This is a genomic window from Marinobacter alexandrii (genome assembly GCA_039984955.1).
GTDB lineage: Bacteria > Bacteroidota > Bacteroidia > Cytophagales > Cyclobacteriaceae > Ekhidna.
The window spans coordinates 37,406-56,495 of sequence record JBDWTN010000001.1 but is presented as its reverse complement, the minus strand read 5'-3'; the positions used below and the strand labels follow the sequence as shown (position 1 = coordinate 56,495).

The 19,090-nt window shown below is 37.1% G+C and carries 14 protein-coding genes; 7 read left to right on the top strand and 7 right to left on the bottom strand.

Going from position 1 to position 19,090, the window contains the following annotated elements; translation table 11 throughout:
• The first annotated feature begins 98 nt into the window (after positions 1-98).
• Genes accC through ABJQ32_00115 form a run of 4 tightly spaced genes read left to right on the top strand, consistent with a single transcriptional unit; the run spans position 99 to position 3,813 of the window.
• The gene (gene accC / locus ABJQ32_00130; GenBank protein MEP5288018.1) at positions 99-1,589 is read left to right on the top strand and encodes an acetyl-CoA carboxylase biotin carboxylase subunit; all 1,491 of its coding nucleotides are present in this window, start codon (positions 99-101) and stop codon (positions 1,587-1,589) included.
• Complete coding sequence (locus ABJQ32_00125) at positions 1,590-2,894, top strand: DUF1015 domain-containing protein (GenBank protein ID MEP5288017.1); 1,305 nt, start codon at positions 1,590-1,592, stop codon at positions 2,892-2,894. It begins immediately after the preceding gene.
• Positions 2,878-3,447 (top strand): Maf family nucleotide pyrophosphatase, encoded by a 570-nt coding sequence (locus ABJQ32_00120; GenBank protein MEP5288016.1) that lies wholly within the window; start codon positions 2,878-2,880, stop codon positions 3,445-3,447. Before ABJQ32_00125 ends, ABJQ32_00120 begins: the two co-directional genes overlap by 17 nt.
• Before the next feature lie 3 nt (positions 3,448-3,450).
• On the top strand, positions 3,451-3,813 hold the full coding sequence (locus ABJQ32_00115) for a DUF5615 family PIN-like protein (GenBank protein MEP5288015.1): 363 nt from the start codon (positions 3,451-3,453) through the stop codon (positions 3,811-3,813).
• On the opposite strand, the gene ABJQ32_00110 is transcribed toward ABJQ32_00115, so the two are convergent.
• Complete coding sequence (locus ABJQ32_00110; GenBank protein ID MEP5288014.1) at positions 3,810-5,732, bottom strand: OmpA family protein; 1,923 nt, start codon at positions 5,730-5,732, stop codon at positions 3,810-3,812. The two genes, ABJQ32_00115 and ABJQ32_00110, sit on opposite strands and share 4 nt — an antisense overlap.
• Before the next feature lie 200 nt (positions 5,733-5,932).
• Between ABJQ32_00110 and ABJQ32_00105 the strand changes: the two genes are divergently transcribed.
• Complete coding sequence (locus ABJQ32_00105) at positions 5,933-6,496, top strand: hypothetical protein (protein MEP5288013.1); 564 nt, start codon at positions 5,933-5,935, stop codon at positions 6,494-6,496.
• 51 nt (positions 6,497-6,547) lie between these two features.
• Here ABJQ32_00105 and ABJQ32_00100 read toward each other — a convergent pair whose 3' ends face one another.
• The 5 genes from ABJQ32_00100 to ABJQ32_00080 form a co-directional block, all read right to left on the bottom strand.
• Entirely contained in the window at positions 6,548-9,379 is a 2,832-nt protein-coding gene (locus tag ABJQ32_00100) for a pitrilysin family protein (protein ID MEP5288012.1), read from the bottom strand.
• A gap of 133 nt (positions 9,380-9,512) precedes the next feature.
• The gene (locus tag ABJQ32_00095) at positions 9,513-10,868 is read right to left on the bottom strand and encodes an efflux RND transporter periplasmic adaptor subunit (GenBank protein ID MEP5288011.1); all 1,356 of its coding nucleotides are present in this window, start codon (positions 10,866-10,868) and stop codon (positions 9,513-9,515) included.
• Between the two features lie 29 nt (positions 10,869-10,897).
• The gene (locus tag ABJQ32_00090; protein MEP5288010.1) at positions 10,898-12,325 is read right to left on the bottom strand and encodes a TolC family protein; all 1,428 of its coding nucleotides are present in this window, start codon (positions 12,323-12,325) and stop codon (positions 10,898-10,900) included.
• 5 nt (positions 12,326-12,330) lie between these two features.
• The gene (gene sdaAB, locus ABJQ32_00085; protein ID MEP5288009.1) at positions 12,331-13,008 is read right to left on the bottom strand and encodes an L-serine ammonia-lyase, iron-sulfur-dependent subunit beta; all 678 of its coding nucleotides are present in this window, start codon (positions 13,006-13,008) and stop codon (positions 12,331-12,333) included.
• Between the two features lie 42 nt (positions 13,009-13,050).
• The gene (locus ABJQ32_00080) at positions 13,051-13,845 is read right to left on the bottom strand and encodes a thymidylate synthase (protein MEP5288008.1); all 795 of its coding nucleotides are present in this window, start codon (positions 13,843-13,845) and stop codon (positions 13,051-13,053) included.
• A 106-nt stretch (positions 13,846-13,951) separates the two neighbouring features.
• On the opposite strand from ABJQ32_00080, the gene ABJQ32_00075 reads away from it, so the two are divergent.
• The gene (locus tag ABJQ32_00075) at positions 13,952-16,147 is read left to right on the top strand and encodes an MMPL family transporter (protein MEP5288007.1); all 2,196 of its coding nucleotides are present in this window, start codon (positions 13,952-13,954) and stop codon (positions 16,145-16,147) included.
• Positions 16,137-16,589: a peroxiredoxin gene (locus tag ABJQ32_00070; GenBank protein ID MEP5288006.1), complete on the top strand. Its 453-nt coding sequence runs from the start codon at positions 16,137-16,139 to the stop codon at positions 16,587-16,589. The genes ABJQ32_00075 and ABJQ32_00070 overlap by 11 nt, the downstream gene beginning before the upstream one ends.
• On the opposite strand, the gene ABJQ32_00065 is transcribed toward ABJQ32_00070, so the two are convergent.
• Entirely contained in the window at positions 16,590-19,040 is a 2,451-nt protein-coding gene (locus ABJQ32_00065; protein ID MEP5288005.1) for an ABC transporter permease, read from the bottom strand.
• Between the last annotated feature and the right edge of the window lie 50 nt (positions 19,041-19,090).

Below are 19,090 nucleotides of genomic sequence, written 5' to 3'. Positions count from 1 at the left end.
TACTTGTGTTCTCCTTTTTTCAACAAGATGCAAATTTAGCAGGAATGTGCATATAATGAGTGCCGGCTTTTCAATAAACTTGCACCAACGATTGAATTATGTCTATAAAGAAAATACTAGTAGCCAATAGAGGTGAAATAGCAATCCGGGTAATGAGATCCGCTAAAGAACTGGGAATCAAGACTGTAGCAGTTTACAGTGAAGCTGACAAGCTCCTCCCGCATGCTTCTTTTGCAGATGAAGCAATCAATATTGGGCCTGCAGCTGCTTCAGAATCTTATTTAGTTCAGGATAAAATAATAGAGGCTTGTAAGCAAACTGGTGCTGATGCCATCCATCCAGGATATGGATTCTTGTCTGAAAATGCTTCGTTTGCTGAGCGAGTTGAGAAAGAAGGACTCATCTTCATTGGGCCATCTCCAGAAGCCATCAGGATCATGGGTGACAAGCTTACTTCAAAACAAACTGTTCAAAAATTCAATGTGCCTCTAGTTCCAGGAATGGATGAACCCATTAGTGATGTGGATAAAGCTAAGAAGGTAGCAAATGACATTGGATATCCTGTCATGATTAAAGCGAGTGCAGGCGGTGGTGGTAAAGGAATGCGAATCGTAAATGACCTCAAAGATTTTGAAGAGCAGATGGATCGAGCCATGAGTGAAGCAAGAAATTCATTTGGCAATGATGAAGTATTTATTGAAAAATTCATCTCTTCACCAAAGCACATTGAGGTGCAAGTACTTGGAGATCAACACGGTAACATCATTCACTTGTTTGAAAGAGAATGTAGCATTCAAAGAAGACATCAAAAAGTGATCGAAGAAGCTCCTTCCGCCCTCTTAACGCCTGAACGACGTAAGCAAATTGGTGAAGCCGCTGTTAACGTAGCTAAATCCTGCAGCTATTTTGGAGCTGGAACAGTGGAGTTCATTGCTGATGTAAATCAGGATTTCTACTTTCTAGAGATGAATACTCGCCTTCAAGTTGAACATCCTGTAACTGAGTTGATTACCGGAGTAGATTTAGTAAAGGAGCAGATCAATATTGCCAATGGAGGAAAATTGAGTTTCAGTCAAGATGATCTTTCCATCAATGGACATAGCTTGGAGGTAAGAGTTTATGCTGAAGATCCTGAAAACAATTTTCTTCCTGATACAGGCAAACTCAAGACGTATATTAGACCTCAAGGTGCTGGAGTTCGAGTTGATGATGGTTATGAAGAAGGACTTGATGTTTCAATTTATTATGATCCCATGATTGCCAAGCTAATCACCTATGGGAAAGATCGTACAGAGGCGATTCAGCGAATGAGACGTGCAATTGAAGAGTATCAGATCACCGGAGTAAAAACTACTCTTTCATTTTGTGATTATGTACTTGGGCATCAGGAGTTTGTGGATGGATCTTTCACCACAAAATTTGTAGAGTCTCATTACGACTCTGAGATTCTGAAAAAACAACCTAACAAGGAAGAAGCTGATATAGCGGCACTCATAGCATATGAATTGATAAACAATTCTGCGAAAACAATCTCGGTGCACTCTTCAAATGAGATCAAGAGTAAGTGGAAAGAACGAGCACGTAATTAAATGGCAGAAATTAAACCCCTGAGAGCCTGGAGATATAACAACGAACACATCAAAGATGTAGACAAGTTAGTCTCTCCCCTCTTTGATGTAGTGTCAGAGAGTCAAAGAGAGACTCTTTACGAACAAGAATTTTGTAGCATACATCTTTCTGTACCAAGAGGAGACGACTCCATCCGTGGAGCTGCTAAAAGACTCATTCAATGGAAGAATGAAGGTATAATTAAACAGGACGAGCTCCCATCTATTTACGTGTATTATCAATATTTCACCCTGCCTGGATCTGATAAAGAAAGAATAAGAAAGGGATTCATAGCCAATCTTCGAGTATACGATTGGGATGAAAAAATTCTGCTGAGACATGAAAACACCATGCCCTTTTCAGTAAATGATCGAATGGAAATTTTGGATAAAACCCAACTTAATGTAAGCCCAACACACGGACTCTACACCGATACAACTCACGAAATTGAAAAGTATCTGGATGAAGCCATACTAAATCCCTTGTATGAAACAGAAGACTATCAAGGTGTTAGAGATGTCTTTAGTGTTATCCATGATGTTAAAATTATCAGACGAATTATGGATATTATAGAGGATAAACAAATCATCCTTGCCGACGGTCACCACAGATATGAAGGTTCTTTACTTTATCAAAAAGAACGAGCAAAGAATAACCCCAATCATACTGGAAAAGAAGGCTACAATTATCACCTAATGTATTTTACAAATACCGAATCTGATGATCTTAGAATTCTTCCCACTCACCGTATGATCAATGGGATTGAAGATTTTTCAAAAGAGGATCTCTTAAATAAACTAGATCAATACTTCTTTATAAAACCTATTGAAGAAGCTGCTGAGGTGAATGAGGTGATTCTTGGTAAGCTATGGGCATTTGGGCTCCTCATTGAAGATAAGGCTTACAAAATCCGTCTCAAGCCTGAAATGATCAACAATATTTCATGGGATTTTCCACAGGCGATTAAAGAATTGGATCTTACAGTAATGCACTACTTTGTATTTGAAAAATGCTTAGGCATACCTGGAAAAGACCAAAGAGGGAGTAAGAACCTGACCTTTGAGCGAAATTTTACGAAATGCTTAAAATCGGTGATAACCAATGAAGCACAATGTGCTATTATCACAAAAGATATTTCCATAAACACCGTTAAAGAAGTATGTTACAGCGGCTACACACTTCCTCAAAAGAGCACTTATTTCTATCCAAAAGTAATTTGCGGGTTTCTCTTTGGGTCCATAAAAGAAGACGAATTCAATTCTTTCTTTGATGAAGCATTTCAATAATTTCATCCTGGCTTCCAAATCTCCACGGAGAAAACAATTACTTTCTGAAGCTGGATTTAGCTTCAAAGTCAAGACCATTGATTTTGAAGAAGTTTTCCCGGCAGACTTAAGTGTTGAAAAGGTTGCAGAATATTTAGCTGTAGAGAAAAACAAAGCCCATAGATCTCAATTTGGCGATGAACTCATTGTCACTGCTGATACGGTTGTCATCTTCTCTGGTCAGATCCTTGGTAAGCCAAAAGATTTGAATGAAGCGAAGAAGGTCTTGGAAATACTTTCGGGAAAAATTCATTCTGTCATATCAGGCGTTTGCATTAGTAACAAAGACAAAACAGTTTCATTTTCTTCTACAACGGAAGTTAAATTTCATGAGTTAGCTGTTGATGAGATTGATCACTATGTGAGTTCTTGGCCTCCTACGGATAAAGCAGGGAGCTATGGCATTCAGGAATGGATAGGTTTAATTGGTGTCGAATGGATTAAAGGCTCATTTTACAACGTAGTGGGCCTTCCTGTGGATACTTTATACAGGGTACTTCAAAAAGAGTTCTGATTTTTGAAATTTATCATTGACGAAAATCTACCTCCTGATTTGACTGAATTATTTCGGTCAGAAGGGCTGGAGTCGTATCATGTCAATGATATAAAAGCAAAGAAAAAACAGCGTGTACTTGATGATCAATTACGAAGGTTAGCCATTCAAAAAGGGTACATCATTGTAACGAAAGATGACGATTTTGTGAGGTCATATGTAAGCAGAAAAGTCCCTGATAAAGTTGTGTTTATCTACGGTCTGGAAAAAAAAGAATCACTTCTCTCTCGTATGAAAGAAGTGATTCCACAATTGCTAAAGCTTTTAAGTAATCATGATTTTATTGAAGTAAAGGAAAACGAATTAAAGTTTCCTTTATCCAATTAAAATTCTACTATTACAAACTCAGTTCTACGATTTTTAGCTCTACCCTCTTTTGTATTATTATCAGCTATTGCTACAGTTTCGCCATAGCCTTTGGCTATCAATCTCTCCCTTTCTATACCCGCCAATACCATATATTCTACAACGGATTGCGCCCGCTTTTGAGATAAGCTCAGATTTGCTGCATCAGCACCTTGACTATCAGTATGTCCCCCAACTTCAATAACCATCGACTTATTGTTTTTCATAAGTGTGACAGCTTTATTCAATTCTACATAACTAATAGGCTTTAGCTCAGCCTTACCTATTTCAAAGAAAATGTTGTTCAACACTACCTTTGTCCCTTTTTTTATTGGCTCTAATGGTATGTCATTTGTGATCTCTGCATAGGTTGCGTCTGTGGGTAGCTCAAAACTTTGAGAATAAAAGAAGAATCCTTCAGCGTTTGCAGAAACACTATAATCTCTACCGGCAGGTAAAACAACCAAGTATTCCCCCGTCTCCTCATTACTCTTATTAGTTGCTATAAGCTCTCCCGAATTAAGGTCTTCAATAAGTACGAGGGCGCTGAGTGGTTTATTATCCTCTGAATTTGAAACAACACCCTGAACAATAATAGTTGGTTTGGGTTTCAACTCATCTGGAAGTACCACACTGAAAATGTCAAAATTATTTTCGTCTAATCTTGATGATGCTTGGTAAGCATTACCTGAAGCTGAAATACTAAAATTGGTATCATTTCCTCTTGAATTTATTGGCTTCCCGAGGTTTTTAGGTGTAGACCATTTTCCATTTTCAAATACTGTATAAAAGATATCTGCTCCTCCCATACCTGGATGTCCTGTTGAGGAAAAATAAAGCGTCTTACCATCTGCCGCTAAAAATGGACTATTCTCACTCAATGGAGTATTGACAATGCTTCCAAGGTTTTGAGGCACACCCCATAAGCCCAATTGATTTTTTTCAATCATATAAAGGTCAGATGCTCCATTTCCACCAGGACGTATAGATGTAAAAATGATACGATTTCCATCGGTATTAATTGTAGGCTGACTTTCCCAATTTTTGGTATTCACTACATTTCCCATATTTCGTGGTTCTGACCATTTGCTTCCAATTAGTTGTGTCATATACAGATCGCAGCTTCCCATCGCTCCAGATTCATCACATCGAACATATACCATCGTCTGACCATCTCCGGTAAATGAAGAACCAAAGTCATTCGCTTTTGAATTTATTGGTTGGGGTAAAAGTTCAGGAGCGCTCCATTGATCATTAGTCAATTTCGAATAGTACAGATCTTCTCCAAAATCTAAGGCTGCACTGTTTTGATCTTTGAAGTCAAATCCACCTTGCCTTACACTTGTAAAATAGAGTCTAGTTCCTGTAGGATTAACCTGAGGCATATAGTCTCCAGAAACACTGTTTAGTGTAGCTATAGGTGTTGGCTCTGTTGTATTTGGAGCAGAAGCCCGTAGCTCAGTGCTTATATCAATATAGTTAAGTCGGTTGAGAGCCAAGTGTATTAGCTTCTCCGACTTAGGTGTCTTAGGAGCTCTATCGAGGTATCTTTTGATGTAAATCCTGGCACTTCTTAGATTCTCAAGCTCAATATATGACTTGGCAATATCATAATATATCGCAATATTATAGTCTGCTTTTACTTTTTCCAGGTTCCTGTAAGCACTGATTGTCTCCTCCACTTTATTTAGATGATCGTATGTTTTACCTAAGTAAAACCAGGCATCAGGGTACTGAGGATTAAATTTTATAGACTCTTTGAACTTCTCTATTGCCAGATCATATTTTTCAAATTTTATTGCTTGCATACCCTGGAGGTATGAGTCTTTATAGTTTTGAGCGAAGGAAAAATTGATCAAAATCGATAGACTGAATAAATAGCTGATTCTTCTTATTTGCATGATTGATATTCATTAATGAAAAACGAAATAAGCGTAAATTTCATAATCTTTAATATAGAAATTCAAGGATTAATAAAATTTAAGTGATTCCATGTGTCCATTGAAAAATAGATTATTCACATGAAATTAGGAAATTTATGAGATAAAACAGATTCTTTCGTTAACCATGCGTATTTTAACTTGATCAAAAAGCAACTTCAATGAAAAGAATATTAGTACTCACACTGTTTATCCTGTATATCGGGCATACTAATTTACATGCTCAAGTAGGAAGTGTTTTTCCAGATATGGAAGCTGAAACACTGACCAATGAATTTGTTATGCTACCAAAAGATATTGGTGGCAAGTATAGCTTAGTAGGTCTTGCTTATTCAAAACAGGCAGAAGACTTCTTGAAAGGATGGTTTGAACCTATTTACAATCAATTCATTTACAAGAATCCAAATCCTGGATTATTTGATTTTTCATTTGACGTCAATACCTACTTCGTCCCGATGTTTACCGGAGCTAAGCGGCCAGCTTATCAAAAAGTAATGAATAAGCTCAAAAAAACGATTGATAAGAGGCTTCAGCCAAATGTCCTTTTTTATAAAGGCACGTTGAAAGAATATAAGGAAGCGCTCAATTTTGACGGAAAAAACGTACCCTATTTCTATGTAATAGATCCAGAAGGGAAGATTGTCTACTCTACGTGGGGGAAATTTACTCAGCGTAAAATGCAAGAGATCACTGATGCTGTGGAAAGTGCAATGAGCATGGATTGAAAAAAAGTCCATCCCTTGGAAGGGATGGACTTTTTTTGCTGAGGGCTGTCCTTACTGAGTAATAGGATCTCCTTTTATATCTAAAATAATTGGGTCACCCATCCCGAGCTTCTTGACCTCTTCAAGTTGAGTTGCTCCATCACCTAATACCAAATAGAACATCTCACTTTCGTTCATATGCGTATTGATCAATTTTTGATAATCTTCAAGTGTCATTGAGGTGAGTTCGTCTTGTTCTTGCTCCATAAAATTCGCTTGCTTGCCAAATTGACTAATCTCATGAAGCATCCCCAGCTTAGCTCCTAAGCTTTCAAAAGCACGTGTATTTGCTTTTAAAACTTTATTCTTTGTTACTTCTACGTCCTCTTCAGTGAATCGGTCGGCATAGTTTGCAAGCATGTCTTTGATGATTTCCAAAGATGGAAGAGTCGCATTGGCTCTCACGCTGGAAGTAACCGTGTATGGAGCCACTTCCGTCATCTGTCTTACGAATGAATAAGCACCATACGTATACCCTTTTTCAATCCGAAGAGTCTGGAATAGCTGGCCGCTAGACCCTCCTCCTATTTTTTCATTGGCATAGCCTACTTCATTGAATTTATCCTCCATACCTGAAAGAGCTAATTTACCAATATAGAGAACTGATTGTTTTGCTCCCGGAAAATCAATAAAATAGAATTTTCCTGCATTACTATTCTCAGGTAAGTTATAAGACGCTAGTTGCACATCTTTAGAAGGCCACTCTTCTTGTAGCGCAGAAAGTGCACCCATCACTTCTTCTTGACTGACATTTCCAGCTACATGAAAGTTTGCCACAACTGGAGAAAAATTGAGCTCATAAAAAGCTTTTAGGTCATCCATTGATACACTCTCAACTGTCTTTAGGGTTCCACTTACAGGGTAACTCATGACATGATCAGGTCCATAATTTAGCTTGTTAAACACAGTAGAAGCAATTGCTGTTGGACTGGCTTCTCTTCCTTTTAATCGTGTAAGTTGAGACTGCTTCAAGCGATCAAACTCTGCTTGATCCCATCTTGGTTCCAACAATATTTCTTTCAGCAGATCAAATGTCTCACCAAAATTTCTTGTCAAGCATGACGCTGAGATTCTAATTTCTTCACTTGTACTAAAAACATTTATCGAAGCTCCCAATAGGCCAATAGCCTCCTCAAGTTCTGAAGGAGTTTTTGATTTTGTACCTTCAGTCATTAAACTAGAAAGCAATGATGCGGTACCAGACTTGTCTAGAGAATCTTGGAAATGACCTCCTTTAATGGTTAAGTCAAAATACACTAAAGGCAACTCCTTATTCTCAATGCCAAATGCCTGCATTCCATTATCAATGGAAGATGTCCAAACCTCAGGTGCGTTCAAAAGTGGCAATTCACCGAACTCTGGTTCAGATCGATCATATTTAGAAGATGTTTTTTCATATTCCCCTACTTCGCCACGTGTAACATTTTCAGATTCCACATTGGCCACTATCTCTTCAATGTAAACCTCAGCTTCTTCTGATCCATCAACAGTCAAATCTAAACTGCCAGCTGGAACAACGCTTGTCATTATGTAATTCTGGCCTTTTATATACTTATTATAAACCCGCATTACATCGGCTGATGTTACCGCTTGTGTGTTTTTGGCTGTTTGAGTAATGTAACTGGGGTCTCCTCCAAACTCATTGTCTTGCACTAGTTGGAACGCCTTATTTAACACAGTGCTTACCCCTTGATAAAGATTCGTTTCCAACTCAGCCTTAATTCTCTTTAAGTCATTTTCATCAATCCCATTGGTTTCAAAACGAATCAAACCTTCCTCAATGGTAGCTTTAATGCTGTCTAAATCAACACCAGCATTTGCCCTAACTCTAAAAACAAATTCCCCGGCTACCTCACTACTACTTTGATAAGTTGATGCATTTGGAGCAAGTTTCTTTTCTTCAACAATGACTTGATAAAGAGGAGACTTTTTACTTCCGCTTAACAACTGTCCCAATACATTTAAAGCATAAGTATCTTCATTATACTCTTCTACAGTTGGATAGACCATTCTAAGCTCTGGAAGCTTTGCGAAATTATCTTCGAAATGGAGTGATTTGCTATTTTCTAATGAAACAGGCATTGGTGTAGGTTTTTCTACTTCAGGCCCTTTACGAATTTCACCAAACCATTTTTCAACTAACTGCTTCGTTTCTTCTACGTTGATGTCTCCTGCAATTACAAGTGTGGCATTACCCGCCCCATAGTATTCTTCATAAAATTCTTTTACATCATCCAATGTAGCTGATTGAAGATCAGGCAATGAGCCGATTACAGTCCAACTGTATGGATGTCCTTCAGGATATAGGTTTTTACGAATAATTTCATCAGTATAGCCGTAAGGAGCATTATCTACTCTTTGTCGTTTTTCGTTTTTTACTACCTGCTTTTCTGCTTCTAACGCGTCATCCGTTACGGTATTAATCATATAACCAAATCGATCTGAATCAATCCAAAGAATCTTCTCAAAGGCATCTTTTGGAACTACTTCATAATAGATCGTGCCATCAGACCATGTACCTCCATTTCTGCTTCCTCCCCATTCTGGAATAAGTTTTCGATTTGCTCCTCTTGGGACATTTTCTGAGTCATTGAAAGACATGTGCTCAAAGAAATGAGCAAATCCTGTTTTGCCAGGTTTTTCCCTATTGGACCCAACATGCATGAGCGTAGCTACTGCTACTATTGGGTCTGAATGATCTTCATGTAAGACTACTTCAAGGCCATTTTCGAGTGTGAATTTTTCGTACTCAATTTTAAATTCCTTTTTTTCCATACGTTCTGGTGAGCTGCATCCAATGAACATTGCAGCAATACTGAATGACAAAATATGTGTGAGTTTCATGTGTGTAGTTGTTTTGTACTTGTAATTTGAGGTATTAAGCTTAAAATCAAAAGTGAGATTTGATAACCGGTTGACTTAGTAACAAGAAAACCTGCCGAGGCAGGTTTTAAATAAATTTACTACTCAAAATAAGTTAATCCTCTGATTCAGATGTCTCTTCTTTATCCTTTTTCTTACCCTTAGCCTCTACATCATCTCCGTCTTTTAATCTCTTAGAGACTGCTAAGAATGGACCTGAAATAACATCCGTATCTTCAGAAACTCCAGACTTTATTTCAATTCTATCAAAATCGCTAATACCAGTCTCAACCTCAATCTCCACAGCTTTTCCATTTTCCATCACAAAGACTACTTCTCTCACTTCCTCATCAACTAAGTCTGCTGAAGATTTCTCTTCTTCTTTCTTCTTTCCCTTTTCTGAACGAGTAGTTACAGATGCCAATGGAACAGTAAGAATGTCTTTCTTGACTTCCGTGATAATATCTACGCTAGCCGTCATTCCCGGGCGAAAAGGGTATTTAAGACCCTCCTCTTTTACTAGATCTTGATATGAACTATTTAAGATTTGAATTCTTACTCCAAATTCTGTAACCGCATCTGCTGATATCTTGTCATTGGCTGTATTAGCAATGTGGGTTACTATTCCTTTAAAGGTTTTATCCATATAAGAATATGAATCTACATCTATGATGGTGGTATCTCCAACGGAAATACGAATAATATCATTTTCATTTACATCTACCTGCACTTCCATTTTTGAAAGATCTGCAATACGCATTACCTCAGTCCCCTGAAATTGTGAAGTACCAAGAACAGTCTCACCAAGTTCTACCGGTAATTTGGAAATAATGCCGCTCATTGGTGCATTCAATGTGGTAAGTCTAAGGTTTTCCTGAGCGTTTGAAACGTTTGCTCTAGAGCTCTTTACTATATATTCAGCTCCATTTACGCTTTGCTTTGCAGACTCATAATCTTGTTCAGCAATTTTAAAATTTGCTTCAGCAAGTTGATAATCGGCTTCAGAAATAACTTTTTCTTTATAAAGCTTATCCTGACGGTTAAAGTCTTGCTTAGCTCGCTCAAAATTAGCAGCAGCTCTTGCTTCTGATGCTTTTGCCTGTGCTTGATTAGCCAATTGCTGATTAAGATTAGCTTGTGCAATTTCGTAGGCTGATCTAAAATTATCTGGACGAATCCTTAATAGAAAATCTCCTTTGCTTACGGAATCACCTTCCTCTACCTTTAGTTCAATAATCTCACCAGATACTTCAGGACTTAGCTGTACTTCCACTACTGGTTGTACTTGTCCTGATGCACTTACCTTTTCAATGATCGTATATTTTTCCGCTTTGGAAACTTCCACTTGCAGTTTTTTCTTCTGACCAACCCATCCTTGAGATTTACCAACTACTGCGAATAGTATTAGTACAACTACTGCTCCGCCTAGGATATATAAAATTTTGTTTGATTTTTTCTTCTTCTTAGCCATGATTTTAGATATATAAGTTGGTGATCGGTTTAGAATGTTAATGGTTTACCTTGATAGAATTCTAGCACTTTCTGTTTAAATACAAAATCGTATTTAGCTCTTGAAAGATCGGTTCGTGCTTGAAATAAATTATTTGAAGCTACTTGATAATCAGTGAAATTAGCAGCTCCATTATTATATTGATTTTCAACAGCTCTAAAAGTCTCTTCCAGAGAAGCTACTTGTTTTTGAGAAGCTGAGAATGTCTTAGCTGCAGCCACCGCATTTCTGTAAGATGACTCAATGGTTTGATACAAAACATTTCGCTGTTCGGTTGCTGCTATTTCTGCTTGTTGCAAGCTGATTTTAGATCTTTGAATATCACTTCTTGTTCTAAAGCCATTGAAAATTGGCACATTCAAGCTTAGGGTCAATCTCCTACTGAAGTTATTATCATATTGAGTAGATAAATCCACCGTTTCAAAATCTCCTTGTACATCAAACGAATTGAGCAAAACAGCTTCTCCAGACGCTGTTTGCAATTGTGTTGGCTCCTGAACAGGTGCTGCCCCAGTCTGATTAAAATTCTTTAATGCATCAGAATAATTAGTACTAAATCCTCCTGATAGATTAAGTGTTGGGTAAATACCTCCTTTAGATATATCCATACCTACATCTGCGCTTTTTACCCGTAAATCTGCGCTTTGAATTTCAGGTTGATTAGCCAATGCTACTTCATATACTTCAACAATAGTGCTATTTTCAATTTCAGCTTGATCAATATCTATTTCAGGAATGACAATATCTATTTCTTGCCCTGGAGGAAGTAATAAAGATTGCTTCAAATCCAAAAGAGCCAAGTCAAGGTTATTTTGTGAATTAATTAATGTAACCTCATTAGTCGCTACTTGACTTACAAGCTGCAATTCATTTGCTATAGGAAGAGCACCGGATTCTACTAATATTTTTGTTTGATCGAGTTGTTGCTGACTTGACTCTAATTGAAAGCGTGCATTTTCAAGAAGCTCTCTATTGAAGATCACATTCAAATAATTTAAAGAAACACTAAGTGAAATGTCATTGACAGCTTTCTGAAGATCATATTTCGAGGCTTCAGCATCTAGTTTACTCTGTTTTATAGAGTTATGGGTTTGAAGACCATTGATAATGGGCATTGCTGCAGTTCCTCCAACTCCATTAAAATTGATTCGCTGATCAATAAATTGATTGGTTGTAGGATCAATACCTCGTCCCCAATTATAGCCAAAATTCCCACTAAAGTTTATTGTGGGATATCTCTGTGCTTGTGCTTGCAGCAGGCTAACCTGAGCACCTTGAAGGTTCAGTTCACTTCGTTTTATACTTAAGTTATTATCTACAGCGATTTCTATACATTCTTCTAGAGACAATACTCTCTTCCCCTGACCAATTGCGGTGAAGCATAATAAAATCAGTGTGGTGATTAGTCCAGTTTTCATCATATTTATTTATCAATATTCGGAATGTAGATGACCTTATGCACCCATTTCCTCTTCTTTAAATACTCTAAGGTTATATCGTCTATCCCTGAATCCATTTCCAGAATTAGACAAGCCAAATCATTTCTGCCTTTTCTTGATACTGTCATGGTAGCGATGTTGCATTCGTCCTGAGACAATACTTCCGTGAAGAATGCTATACTACCTTTTACGTCATTAGCCTCGATAATCAATGTATGAAGGCTTGCAGTAAAATTTGAATCAAATCCATTTACTTCTTTAATCCGAATAACTCCTCCACCCCTACTTTCTCCCAAAATCTCTACCTTCTTATCTTTCCTTCTTGCTAAAACTCTTACTGAGTTAGGATGAAATGTAGATGCACTTCCAATAGACTTGAACTTGTACGTGAGACCTGCTGTCTCAGTTAATTTAAATGAATCCTTTATCCGCTTATCATCTGTATGATAATCCATCAACCCTGCCAAAATTGCTCTATCACTTCCATGTCCTTCATATGTTCTTGCAAATGAATTATAGAAAATGATATCAGCATGCTCAGGAATTCCTCCTAATACCCTATTTGTAACACGACCAATACGTACCACTCCAGCTGTATGCGAGCTTGATGGACCAATCATCACTGGTCCTATCATATCAAATATTCCGCTACTTTCTGCCATGGGTTATTTCTTGATTAGTTGACTACCTTAAGCTTCAAAATGTTACACTGCTATCGCACCTTTTATATGAGGATGCGGATCATAATTTATTAGTTCAAAATCTTCAAATTTAAAATCAAAAATATCCTTGACATTAGGGTTGATTTTCATAGTTGGTAAATCTCTTGGCTCTCTAGTGAGTTGAAGATTTGTTTGCTCTATGTGATTGGAATACAAGTGAGCATCTCCAAACGTATGAACAAAGTCTCCTGGCTCTAAATCACATACCTGTGCCACCATCATGGTGAACAACGCATATGAAGCAATATTGAATGGTACTCCTAGAAACACATCTGCACTTCTTTGATACAATTGACAACTCAACTTACCATCAGCAACATAAAACTGAAATATTGTATGACATGGTGGTAATGCCATTTCATCCACATCCGCTACATTCCATGCACTTACGATATGCCTCCTGCTATTGGGATTATTTTTGATTCCTTCAATAAGCTTTTTTATTTGATCTATTTTTCTTCCATCCGATGTTTCCCAACTTCTCCATTGTACACCATAGACTGGACCCAAGTTTCCTTTTTCATCAGCCCAATCATCCCAAATAGAAACTCCATTCTCTTTTAAGTACTTGATATTTTGATCTCCTTGAAGAAACCACAGAAGTTCATGAATAATTGATCTTAAGTGAAGTTTTTTAGTGGTTACGCAAGGAAACCCCTTGCTCAGATCAAATCGCATTTGATATCCAAACACACTTTTAGTTCCCGTTCCTGTACGATCACCTTTCTCGGTTCCATTATCCAAGATATGTTTCATTAGGTTCAGGTATTGTTGCATTCTGTTCGTAGTTTGGTAACAAAATTAACTTTTAAACGAAGAAACCCTGAACTCACGAATAGATAAATATGTCGAGCGGTTAATAACCACAAAGGGAAAGGTGATTATGACCAGTTTACTGGTACTAATTACAACGATATTAGCATGGAATCTCCAGTATGTGACATTTGATTTCGAGTTTGAGAAATTTTTCCCAAACGACCATCCAGATAGTCAAGCTTACACTAAACATTCTGCTCAGTTTGGCTATGACAATGACTATTTACATATTATCATTCAAAAAGATAACCATCTTTTTGATCCAGATTTCATAAAAAGAGCTCACTTATTTGAAAGGTCATTAACTAAGATCAATGATGTCGAGAATGTCTATTCTCCCCTTTCTCTTCAGCATGTAATCAAGAGCCCAACTGGCTTGGTCATTTTTCCACTTATTCATACAAAGGATCCTACCAAATATCAATTAAGACAGGATAGTATGAGGATTTTTGGGAATCCATTTTACCGAAGTGCTTTCAGTGAAAATAGAAAAGCTTTAAGTATCTATCTCAATCATGCACATTTTGCTGATCAAAGAAGAAGTGAACAACTATTAAGTGCAATAAGGTTTCAAGCGGAAAAACATGGCATAGAAAACATCAGATTAGTAGGCAAGCTAAGTGCAGCCGGTGTTTTTATTTCATACATTCAAAACGATTTTAGCAAGTTCTTAATTGGGTCTTTGTGCTTAAGTTTTGTTTTGCTTCTTCTGATCTTTCGAAGTTTTAAGTCAGCCATGCTACCATTCTTAATCAGCCTACTTTCTATCGTATGGTTATTTGGATTGATTGGCATGCTAGGTTATAAAATCAATCTGCTAAGTTCCTTATTACCTCCTATCCTATTCTTTGTTTCCATGTCAGATGCAGTTCACCTTATGAATGCGTTAAAAAAGACTTTAGCTAGCAACTCCGTAGATAGGGTTAAAGGTGCAATGAAAATCGTATGGGTACCCACATTTCTAACTTCCGTAACAACCGCTATTGGCTTTTTGAGTCTTCTTTGGATCAATACTGAGCCAGTTCAGTTTCTGGGCTTGTTTGCCTCCATTGGTATTCTCATTGCCTTTGTCATCACTTTTACCTTTGGATTACTGGTTGCCTCTATATCAAGCTACGAGACAAAAAAACGAATATTAGAAGTGCCTGAAAGCTGGCTCAATTATCTACTTAATAACAAAACAATTATAATAGGTATAGCCTGTGTTCTTTTAATGATTTTAACTCCCGGTATTTTTCAACTACGTATAAATTCCTTTCTATTGGATGATTTGCCTGAGGAATCACAAGTAAGAAAAGATTTTGAGTTTGCAGATGATCAATTGGGAGGTTCTAAACCTTACGAGGTAAGAATAGAAGTGACAGACACTGCTAGTTCTATCTGGGACAAAGAAGTAATGGATCAAATTATAAAAATTGAAGAATACTTACTCAATGAGTATCCAATTGCTAAAGTTCAATCTCCTGCCACGATAATTAAGTATCTAAACATGGCCAATAATGGAGGATTAAACGAGAATTATCAATATCCATCATCCAGTGGTGCGTATAGCCAAACTCTTCGTTTAAAAAATAGAATTGATCCAAAGCGTTTAGATAAACTGGTAACAGCTAATGGTAAAGTGGCCAGGCTAATTGGATTTTTTCCCGAATTGGGGTCATATGAAACTGGTTTGAAGAATGAAAAAATGCTTTTGTTTTTAAAGGATGAAATTGACACTGAAATCATACAATATCAAATTACAGGAACGACTTACCTTATCGATAAAAGTCACGAATTACTCTCCATCAATCTATTGAAAGGGTTATTAACTGCTATTCTCGTAATTGGAATAATACTGGGGATTTATTTTAAATCCTGGAAACTTTTACTCATCAGCTTAGTTCCTAATCTAATACCTCTTTTGATGGTTGCTGGAACGTTGGGATGGCTTGGCATTTCATTAAAAATGACCACTTCAATCATTTTCACCATTGCTTTTGGTATTGCTGTTGATGACACTATACATATGATGAGTTACTACCTTAAAAGTCAAGAGTCCGATCCGGTGCTGCGCATGAAAGAAACATTCAAACATGCTGGTAGTGCTATGCTTATTACATCTATCATCATGATGTCAGGCTTTGCTTTGTATCTCTTTTCTAATTTTGGTGCTACCTATTACCTAGGCCTTTTTGTCAGTTTATCGTTACTTATTGCATTAGTCATTGATCTAAGCTTATTACCACTTCTACTTATTAAGTTCAGGAAAAATGCTAAATAAGGGAGACAAAATTCCTGAGATTTCATTGGAGAATCAACATGGAGAACTGATTTCTTTAAGTGATTTCACAGGCAAAAAACCTCTAGTGGTTTATTTTTATCCAAAGGATAACACAAGTGTTTGCACAGCTCAGGCGTGTGGATTTAGAGATCATTACGAAGAGTTTCAGGAAGTTGGAGCTGAGGTTATTGGGATTAGTCGTGATTCGACTAGTTCTCACAAAAGAGTTTCAACAAAAAGAAAGCTTCCTTTCATATTACTAAGTGATACTAGAAAAAAAGCGCTTAAGGCATTCAAAATACCTTCAACGCTTTTCGGTTTAGTCCCAGGTCGGGTGACATTTATTATCGATAGACATGGAATAATTGTTCATTCGTTTAGAGCTGACTTTAATGCAAACCAACATATCAAAGAGTCCCTAAGAATATTAAAATCTTTATAACTATTCATCCTTCAATACTTCTGCTGGATTCATAAGGGACGCTTTCGCCGTTTGAACGATAGATATTGCCAATGAAATAGATAGCAATATTGCTAGCGAGAAAGCGAATATGTTCACTCCCATATTAATTCGGTATTCAAAGTCCGATAGCCAAATATTCATGACGTAATAACCAATTGGAACAGCTACGAAGAATGCTATGAGAAGAAGCTTTATATAACTTTTAGAGAACAGCAACACGATACTTCCAACAGAGGCTCCCAAAACTTTTCTTACGCCTATTTCTTTCAGTTTTTGTTCTAGAGTAAACACAACGATACCAAACAATCCCAATGAAGCTATAATAATTGTGAGTACAGCAAAGAATGAAAGCACACTACCAAACTGCTCTTCTGTCTCATAAGAAGAAGCGTAGTGTTCAGACAAGTTCGTATATTCGAACGGTCTGTTCGGCACAAACTCGTTCCATTTAGCCTCTAATCTTTTCTCTAGAGCTTTCATATCGGCATCATTGCCAAATGTTTTTACCAAAACTCTTGTTAAGGGTCTCCCTCCGTTTGGATTAGATTTTGAATGAAAAATAGCGAAGGGTTCTATTGGTCCATTCAGGCCCCAATAGTTAAAATCTCTTACAACGCCTACTACCTTATATTTTCCACTCCAATTCTCAACTTTTTTATTCAGTATTGATTCATCTACAGCCCAGCCTATTGTTTTTGCAGCAGTTTCATTGATGATAATACTTGCTGTGTCACTTGAAAAAGACTGTTCAAATGAACGTCCTACTATGAATTCAAAATCGAGAAGATCTGTATAGTTTTCATCGCCTAATGTATAATTTAATGGAAGAGAGGTAGCATCAGGTTCATCAGTTTTAAACTGATCTCCATTGAAAACAAGTAAAGGAACAGCATCACATACGGAGGTACCTACTACCCCTTCAAGTTTTGCAACTTCATCAGCAAACTCATTTAATGATCCCGTCCATTCGGCATTATCTATTGTCAGAATGTTTTCTTTTTCAAAGCCAAGATCTGCCTTTAGAAAATAATTGAGTTGTTCGTAAATGGTTATCGTACCGATAATGAGCAGGAAAGACAAAACATACTGGGTAATCAACATTCCATTTCTAACACGAACCCCTTTTCTTCCAGTTTTCAATTCCCCTTTCATAGCACTGATCGGCTTAAATGCATTGAAAAACACAAATGGATAGAATCCTGCGACAGCACTTACAGAAACAATTAAAATGAATAAAAATGCAATTAATTGAGGTTGCCCTGAAACTGAAAAACTGAGGGTTGTGCCCAAAGACTGATTAATTAATGGAACGGAATAAAATACCAGCATGATCGAAAAAAGTGCAGCAATCATGCAATACATCAAAGCCTCTCCAAAAAAGCGTTTAACAAACATTGAACTATTGCCACCAAGTATCTTCCTTACTGCGACATTCTGTGCTCTGGTTGTAAACTGTGCTGTACTTAAATTAATAAAGTTGATACACGAAAGAACCAGTAAGAATATCGCAGAACCAACAAGTGCTACTACAATCTTTATATTACCTGTATCACCATGTATACTTATTACATTGTCGGACTTTAGATAGGTATCAGTTAAGGGTTGCATATATAGGTTCCATTCTTTTCCAGCAGCTATATATTCTTCATAAGTATATCCCATAGCCTTTAGCGTTTGTCCCGCATGTTTTTCCAAAAGGTTATCCAACTTCGATTGAACTACTTGAGGATTGGCTTGATCTTCCAAAAGAATGTACGTTTCAAACATTGTCCATAACCAGTTCCAGTCACTGGTTTTGATGCGTTCAATGCTATTTAGTGATACCAAAACATCCATTTCATCTAAATAGAAATTTTCTTCAATTTTCTGGAATACCCCTGTCACTTTATAGGATTCGCCATTATCCATATCAATAGTGGCGCCCAAAACATCATGAGAACCGAAAAACTTCTCAGCTGTTTCATAAGTAAGTACCGCAGAATTGGGATTGTCGAAACATGTATTCTTATCGCCATAAAGCAATGGAAATGTAAAGACCTCAAGAAAATTTGAATCAACAGCAAGAACAGACTCATCATTAAAAAAGCGCTCTTGACCAGCAGATTCAAATTTGATTGGAAGCATGTCATTTGCATTAAACACTCTCACCACATGTTTAGCCTCTGGAATTTCCTGCTTTATGGAATATCCAACACCAGGACCTGTTGCAGAGAATAAGTTAGGACTATCCTCACCCCATATAAATGTTTGATTTATCCGATAAACTTGATCTCCATTCTCATGAAAATTATCATAGTCCATTTCATTGGTGACGTATAGATAAATTAGAATGGATGAAAAAAACCCTACAGTTAGCCCGAGGATATTGATAAATGAGAAAAGCTTGTTTCGCTTTAATGATCTAAAGAATAGTTTAATTGAAGTTATCATTTTGATACATTGAGGTTTCCTTTCTATTAATGTCACAAAAGGTGCCAAAC